The organism is Paenibacillus cisolokensis (genome assembly GCF_050481165.1).
In the GTDB taxonomy this organism is placed as follows: Bacteria; Bacillota; Bacilli; order Paenibacillales; family Paenibacillaceae; genus Paenibacillus_AH; species Paenibacillus_AH cisolokensis.
The window spans coordinates 1-534 of record NZ_JBCNFP010000199.1 but is presented as its reverse complement, the minus strand read 5'-3'; the positions used below and the strand labels follow the sequence as shown (position 1 = coordinate 534).

The following is a 534-nucleotide window of genomic DNA, read 5'->3' as shown; positions in this document are numbered from 1 at the left end:
TCACAGGCCATGCCCTTGTCTGCAGATTTTCCAGACTGTCGTGAGCGGAATCCATCCGCACGAGAAGGCGCTCTTTCGTGATGCGCCGGGCATACTGGATGCTTTCGCGCAGAAAATCAGCTATACCCCTCCTGTCCGAGGTAGGCGAAAATGGGGGCGTAGCCGAACGTGCCTTTGTAGGTCAACGAAACACCCTCTTTTTTCGTACCGGAGTTATCGAACGGAGAGACATCGATATCCAGCGGAATCACCGTATGTTTGCCTGCTGTCAGTCCGGTTACAGGTGCTTTTACGTTTCGAATCAGATCGGCGGATTCTTGAAGCAGGATCTCGTTCCAGTTGGCATTCATCGTTTGAGCTGCGGCATCCAGACGCTGACGGAGCGTCGGGCTTGACGGCACCTTGCGGACACCGAGGCAGGTTTGGAATACGGGATCTTTTCGGAAAGGTTCGATGTGGTCGAAGTCGCTTTTGCCTTGGCAAAGCAAGCCAAGATAGCTGGTCATGACATCGCCATGACTGTGAATCGGGTTC

General features: G+C 53.7%; 1 pseudogene. It reads right to left on the bottom strand.

Going from position 1 to position 534, the window contains the following annotated elements:
• A pseudogene (locus ABEV74_RS22975) lies at nt 1-534 on the bottom strand (transposase); the annotation flags it as partial.